We start from the raw sequence: 5,888 nt of genomic DNA on the forward strand, positions 1-5,888 counted from the left end.
TCTCCCAATAAAAAAGCCTAGATAATTATCTAGGCTTTATCACATTAAGTCATTATGAATTTATTTGATCCAATAATGCTTGTGCTTTTGCTATCTGCTTTGGACTACCATCCTTAATCACTTCATCTAATAATGGTTTTGCTAAACTCTTATCAAAATCCATGTAAGCTACAGCTAACTCTAGTTTTACCTGTTCAGACTCAAAATCAGCATCATCTATATCATCATCTTCATCTACTTCAACAACAGGCGGAACAATAGGTTCGATCACAGGCTCAGGTGTTACAGGCGCAGCTTCTATGATTGGCTCAACTATAGTAATCTCAGGCTCTTCAATCGTTGGTTCAACCAAAGTCACCTCAGGTACTTCTACTTCTTCAACAACTGGCTCAATAATAGAGACTTCCTCAACAGTACTTGCATCCAATGTTGGTAAATCTAAAGCCTCTACATCCAATGTTACTTCTGGAATCTCAATTGTTTCCATAGATTTGGCAACATTATCCTTCACGGAACTACTGATTGGATCATCTAACGTTACCTCATCGCTCACATCTAATGAATCTAAGAAGGCAATGCTTGCTGCATCATCGTCTGCATCTGCAACAAAAGAAAGGTCTAATTTAGGCTCAACACCTTCAGATTTTTTAGAAGCTTCCATTAAGTTTGCTAAACCAGCTTCTTCATCTTCTAAAAGAGTACCAAAATCTTCTGGTTTCTCAGCTTCAATATCATCTTTAACTAAAGCATCTTCTGCATTTTCCAATAAATCAGGGAAACTAATGTACTCGACAGGTTCACTGGAATCAGATGAATCATCATGTTGTGCCACAATCACATCTGCATTATCTGTTTGTGGTGCAAATAAAGGATTATTTTCACCAAAACTATCAGGTTGCGCTGCTACAACATTATTTTGCACCTCTGTTGATTGTTCTTCTACTTTAAAATCGCTTAAATCAAAATCTAAAGCTGTTCCTGTATCAAATGTCTCTTCTAAATCAACCTGAGTATCCGCAGCAGGCGTAGAAAATGCAGAAAGATCAAAATCTAATCCTTCATATTCTTCTACTTTATCTTCTGATTCTAATGGCTCACTCGTAGGCTCTACATTTAAAGATGATAAATCAAAATCTAAACCTTCCATTGACTCGTTAGTAGACTCAGCATCAGTATTCGGAACAGCAGCATCAATCTCTAATGATGACAAATCAAAATCTAAACCTTCCATCGGCTCTTCTATTTTAACTAGCTCTGCTTCTACAGTTTCTGTGTCTAAAGAAGATAAATCGAAGTCTAATGATTCAAAACTTTCTTCATCTTTTGATGTTTCTGTTTCTACTTCAGTTGGATTAGTGTTCACAGAAGACAGATTAAAATCTAATCCTTCTTCTTGTACTTCTTGTGTGGCTACCGTTTCTGTAGACTCAACATCTCCAGTGAAAGATAAATCAAAATCTAAACTTTCAATGGCTGTTTCATCTTTAGCTTCTACTTTAGATTCAACTATTGCAGCTGTAACTGCTGAAGTTGCAATAGCTGCTGCAGCTACCGTTTTATCAATTGGCTTAGTTTCGACAGACTCGACAGCAGATGCACTCTCATGTTGTACGTCTGTCACTTCATTATCCACAGAAACAGCGTCCGTTTTCTTCTTACCCAATAAACTCAAGCCTTTTTTCTTAGTTTTTTCTGCTTTTTCCTTTGGTGCCTTAGTCCCTTTTTCTTTCTTTGCCTTCGGCTGTTTCTGCTCATCACCTTTTTTACGACCACGCATCACGATCGCTAACAAACCTAAAATTAAAACAAGAGCTCCAGCGCCTATATAAATAATATTTTCAAATAATAATTCAACAATGCTTGGCTCAGGTTCTGGCTCAGGCATAACATATACAGGTCGTTTTTTCGGTGTTTCTGCAGGTTTAGCAACCTCTTCTTTCACTGGCTCTACTGCTTGTTGTGCTTGTGCTGTTTCGGCTGTAACAGTTTCAACAACTGACTCTACTACAGGCGTAACTACAGTTGTTTCTGTTTCTTTAGCGGGCTCAATTACAGGTTCAATAATTTCTACAGAATCCACAGGCTGAATAGCTTCCGGTGCAATTGTTATAACTTCTGGTTCCACAATAGCTACACTCTCAGACACTGGACGAACAACTTTCACAGTCACTTCTTCAGCATCTTCAACCACAGCAGACTCAGGCTCTGCTACTTTAACTGACTCAACAACTTGTTGCACAGGTGGCTCAGGTAATTCATAAATATAACCAATGCGCACATCTTTACTATTACTCTCTTCAGATGCAACAAACTTATGTTCTACTTTCTGAGTCTCCGCTGGGATCAATAATGTGACATCTGCACGCAATACACCACCGGCTGTAAATGCAGAAGGATTGTTGGCTTTAATAATTTCAATCATCTTCTGGGGTGTAACATTAGCAGGGCGTACTTTATTCGCAATACTCCATAATGTTTCGCCCTTTTCCACAGAATAACGTTTTACCAACTCAGAATTATTTACCTTAGGTTGAATTTTTTCAGTAGCTTTAGCAGGTTCTTTCTCTACCGAAGCCGTTTCTTCTGTTACTTTTGGTACCTCAGATAAAGCAACTTGATCCGTAGGTGCTGTTTCAATCGGCGCATCTACTGCAACCGTCGCACTATCTTCATTCACTTCGGGCTCAGCCACTTCTGCAATTTCAGGTTCTGCAGCTTGCTCTGGCTTAAAATCTAAAATAATAGGTAATTCAAATAATTGTCGACGATTATTTTCATCCCTACTTTCTAATAATAATGTTAATGCTGGAGACTCAATTTCTTCAGTTGTGGTCAACACAACTTGCTTCTGCCCATTATTCTCTACAACATCTATTGATAAATCATAACTTGGAATCGCATGATTCAACCTCAAATACTCTGTAGGTGCAGCAAGAATAATTTCACCATCACCAACAACATCGGCCTGCAAGCGTAATGGCTCGTTTAAATATGAAAGGGTTCTTAAGTTCTCAACATCAGCAGCATGGGATGTTCCGAAGATGCTCAATAATGCAATTGCTAGTATATTTTTTCTTATCATAATTTGTTCCGAGTACTCAGTCTGAATTCGTCCTAAAATTGGAGCGAGCTTAAAAATCGCAAAACTACTTATATTCTAACGAAATTTTAAAAAAACTGTTATAAAAAAAGTAATATTATCTCTTGTCATGATTTATCTTATGGTTTATGCATTTTTGTATATACTCAATCATTATTATATTAATAACAATAATACCCCCATTTTGTTAAAGGAGAAAGATATGGCTATTTTATGTTTAAGCACTGTTTTGCCTAATTTTGACCAATGGATCAAGAATTTACATGCCATTGATCCAACATTTGATTTAAGAACAATCGATAACCCAGGTGACTTAGCAGACATTACAACGGTTTTGGCATGGAAACCAGATGATGAACTATTCAAAAAATTACCGAATCTAAAATTTGTACAATCTACAGGCATGGGGATTGATCATTTAGTTGAATGCCCCAGCATTCCTAAAAATGCTTTGATTGCCCGTATCATTGATCATGATATGCGTGAACAAATGGCCGAATATGCATTATATGGTGCACTCAAAGCTTATCGTAATATTCAGTATTATAATCAATATCAAACTGAAGCTTATTGGAAAATGAAACGACGTCTTTTTAAAGAAGATTTAACCGTTGGCGTTTTGGGATTAGGTGAACTCGGCGCTTATGTTGCTAATGCGCTGAAAGATTATGGTTTCAATGTGATCGGCTGGAAAAATAGCGCATCTAAACCACACAGTGATATTTCTTATTACCATGGTCAAGACCAACTGCCCGAATTTTTAAAGCAATGTGATATCCTCGTATGTTTATTACCATTAACAGAAGATACTCGAAACATTTTAAACAAAGAGACTTTAGCTTTATTACCTGAAGGTGCCTATTTAATTAATCCTGCTCGCGGTGGTCATGTCAATGAACAAGATCTATTGAACGCAATCCAATCGAAACATTTAAGTGGTGCACTGTTAGATGTATTCCAAACAGAACCCTTACCGAAAGAACATCCATTTTGGAATGAACCCACCATCGAAATTACACCACATGTGGCTGCTATGACCAATCCCATAACAGCCAGTCAACAAGTTGCTGAAAATTTCAAATTGATTCGTGCAGGAAAATTACCGAATAATCTTGTGGACTTAAACCGTGGCTATTAAGTTATGCTATAATTAAAAGACTTAAGAAACAGCGAGGTCATCATGCTTAAATTTAATACAGTTATTTTTTATCTCGGCATTGTATTAACTGCAATTGGAGTGTTAGTGGGATTTCCATTAATCTTTTGGGGTAATCAAGATGTTGGCATGTATTTTGTAACAATGATTGGCCCGTTAGGCTTTTTATTATTCTTTACAGGATTTATTGGTGCAATTGCTTTTAGACCACATACTGATCGTATGCAATCTGAAGTAGAATCTCGTAAAAAAGCAGAAGCATATCAAAGAACTGTTCCAGATTAACCAATAATTCATCCAAATGATTAAAAACAAAACCGCCATTGGGCGGTTTTGTTTTATATAAATCATCTATAGCAGTTTATTTTTTACGCTTATGACAACGTTGACGATGGCTTTCTGATAATACAACACCTGTTGCCACAGAAACGTTCAAGCTCTCAATCTTACCTTCCATTGGAATCTTTAATAAGAAATCACATGCTTCTTTTGTCAAACGACGCATGCCATCACCTTCAGAACCCATAATGATTGCCATTGCACCTGTAAGATTAGCATCATAAATAGTTTCTGTAGCTTCACCCGCTAAACCTGCCAACCAAACACCACGTTCTTTCAAATCATCGATCGTACGTGCCAAATTTGTGACTTCAACAAATGGTACACGCTCAGAACTACCGCTTGAAATCTTACGTACAACAGGTGTTAAACCACATGCACGATCTCTTGGTGCAATTACTGCGTGTACACCAAAAGCTTCTGCACTACGCAAACATGCACCCACATTATGAGGATCAGTCACACCATCCAAAATTAATAATAATGGTGATGATTGCTCTTCTAATAACTCAAATAAGAAGTTTTCATTTTTAGCATCCATCACTCTTACTTCTGCTGCAATGCCTTGATGACGAGCTTCTTCACCTGTTTTGGATTCCAACATTTTTTGGTTAACCATATTTACTGGCACTTTTTGATCTTTCAATTTTGCTAAAAATGCTTGTGCACGTTTATCCAAACGCTGATCATTCAACCAAATTTGTACAACAGAACCTTCATCAAAAGCTGCTTCCACGGCATGGAAACCGTGAATCCATATCGTTGTATTACTCATAAAGCTACCTTTACATTATTTAAATGCAAAAAACCGCACCGAGTGCGGTTTTTATATGCTCAAGTTAAAATTAGTTACGGTTCATAGCATTCAAATCTTCAAATGCTTCTAATACACGATTCACTAACGATACTTGACCTGCACGTAACCAAGCACGTGGATCATAATATTTCTTATTTGGCTTTTCTTCGCCTTCAGGATTACCCAACTGACCTTGTAAGTAATCTTTGTTTTCATTGTAATAATTATGAACACCTTCCCAAGTCGCCCATTGTGTATCAGTATCAATATTCATTTTGATCACACCGTAAGAGATTGCATCACGAATGTCTTTCAAATCAGAGCCTGAACCACCATGGAATACGAAATCTAAATGTTTAGCTGGCAAGTTAAATTTCTCAGAAACATATTTCTGTGAGTTATCCAAAATTACTGGTGTCAAACGTACGTTACCTGGCTTATAAACACCGTGAACGTTACCGAAAGATGCTGCAATTGTAATGCGTGGGCTGATTGCT

5 protein-coding genes are annotated in these 5,888 nt (G+C 37.2%); 2 read left to right on the top strand and 3 right to left on the bottom strand.

The genetic code is table 11. The annotated features are described in order from the left end of the window. Positions 1-52: 52 nt before the first annotated feature. Positions 53-3,082: a FimV/HubP family polar landmark protein gene (locus BZK14_RS10790; protein ID WP_077926496.1), complete on the bottom strand. Its 3,030-nt coding sequence runs from the start codon at positions 3,080-3,082 to the stop codon at positions 53-55. Between the two features lie 220 nt (positions 3,083-3,302). Here BZK14_RS10790 and BZK14_RS10795 point away from each other — a divergent pair, with 220 nt between their 5' ends. Together BZK14_RS10795 and BZK14_RS10800 are read left to right on the top strand one after the other, a co-directional pair. Further along, a complete protein-coding gene (locus BZK14_RS10795) occupies positions 3,303-4,238 on the top strand; it encodes a 2-hydroxyacid dehydrogenase (protein WP_077926497.1) in 936 nt (311 codons plus the stop codon). A 42-nt stretch (positions 4,239-4,280) separates the two neighbouring features. Beyond that, positions 4,281-4,541: a hypothetical protein gene (locus BZK14_RS10800; protein ID WP_077926498.1), complete on the top strand. Its 261-nt coding sequence runs from the start codon at positions 4,281-4,283 to the stop codon at positions 4,539-4,541. Positions 4,542-4,617: 76 nt separating this feature from the next. On the opposite strand, the gene rlmB is transcribed toward BZK14_RS10800, so the two are convergent. Together rlmB and BZK14_RS10810 are read right to left on the bottom strand one after the other, a co-directional pair. Beyond that, positions 4,618-5,370 carry a 23S rRNA (guanosine(2251)-2'-O)-methyltransferase RlmB gene (gene rlmB, locus BZK14_RS10805; protein WP_077926499.1) on the bottom strand — a complete coding sequence of 251 codons (753 nt, stop codon included), beginning with the start codon at positions 5,368-5,370 and terminating at the stop codon, positions 4,618-4,620. A gap of 70 nt (positions 5,371-5,440) precedes the next feature. Beyond that, on the bottom strand, positions 5,441-5,888 hold a 448-nt coding region (locus BZK14_RS10810; RefSeq protein ID WP_171973707.1), incomplete at its 5' end, for a class II fructose-bisphosphate aldolase.

The organism is Wohlfahrtiimonas larvae (assembly GCF_002006755.1).
GTDB lineage: Bacteria > Pseudomonadota > Gammaproteobacteria > Cardiobacteriales > Wohlfahrtiimonadaceae > Wohlfahrtiimonas > Wohlfahrtiimonas larvae.

Coding starts and splice junctions, on each gene's coding strand:
- BZK14_RS10790 (WP_077926496.1), bottom strand. CDS start 3,082: ATGATAAGAAAAAATATACTAGCAATTGCATTATTGAGCATCTTCGGA.
- BZK14_RS10795 (WP_077926497.1), top strand. CDS start 3,303: ATGGCTATTTTATGTTTAAGCACTGTTTTGCCTAATTTTGACCAATGG.
- BZK14_RS10800 (WP_077926498.1), top strand. CDS start 4,281: ATGCTTAAATTTAATACAGTTATTTTTTATCTCGGCATTGTATTAACT.
- rlmB (WP_077926499.1), bottom strand. CDS start 5,370: ATGAGTAATACAACGATATGGATTCACGGTTTCCATGCCGTGGAAGCA.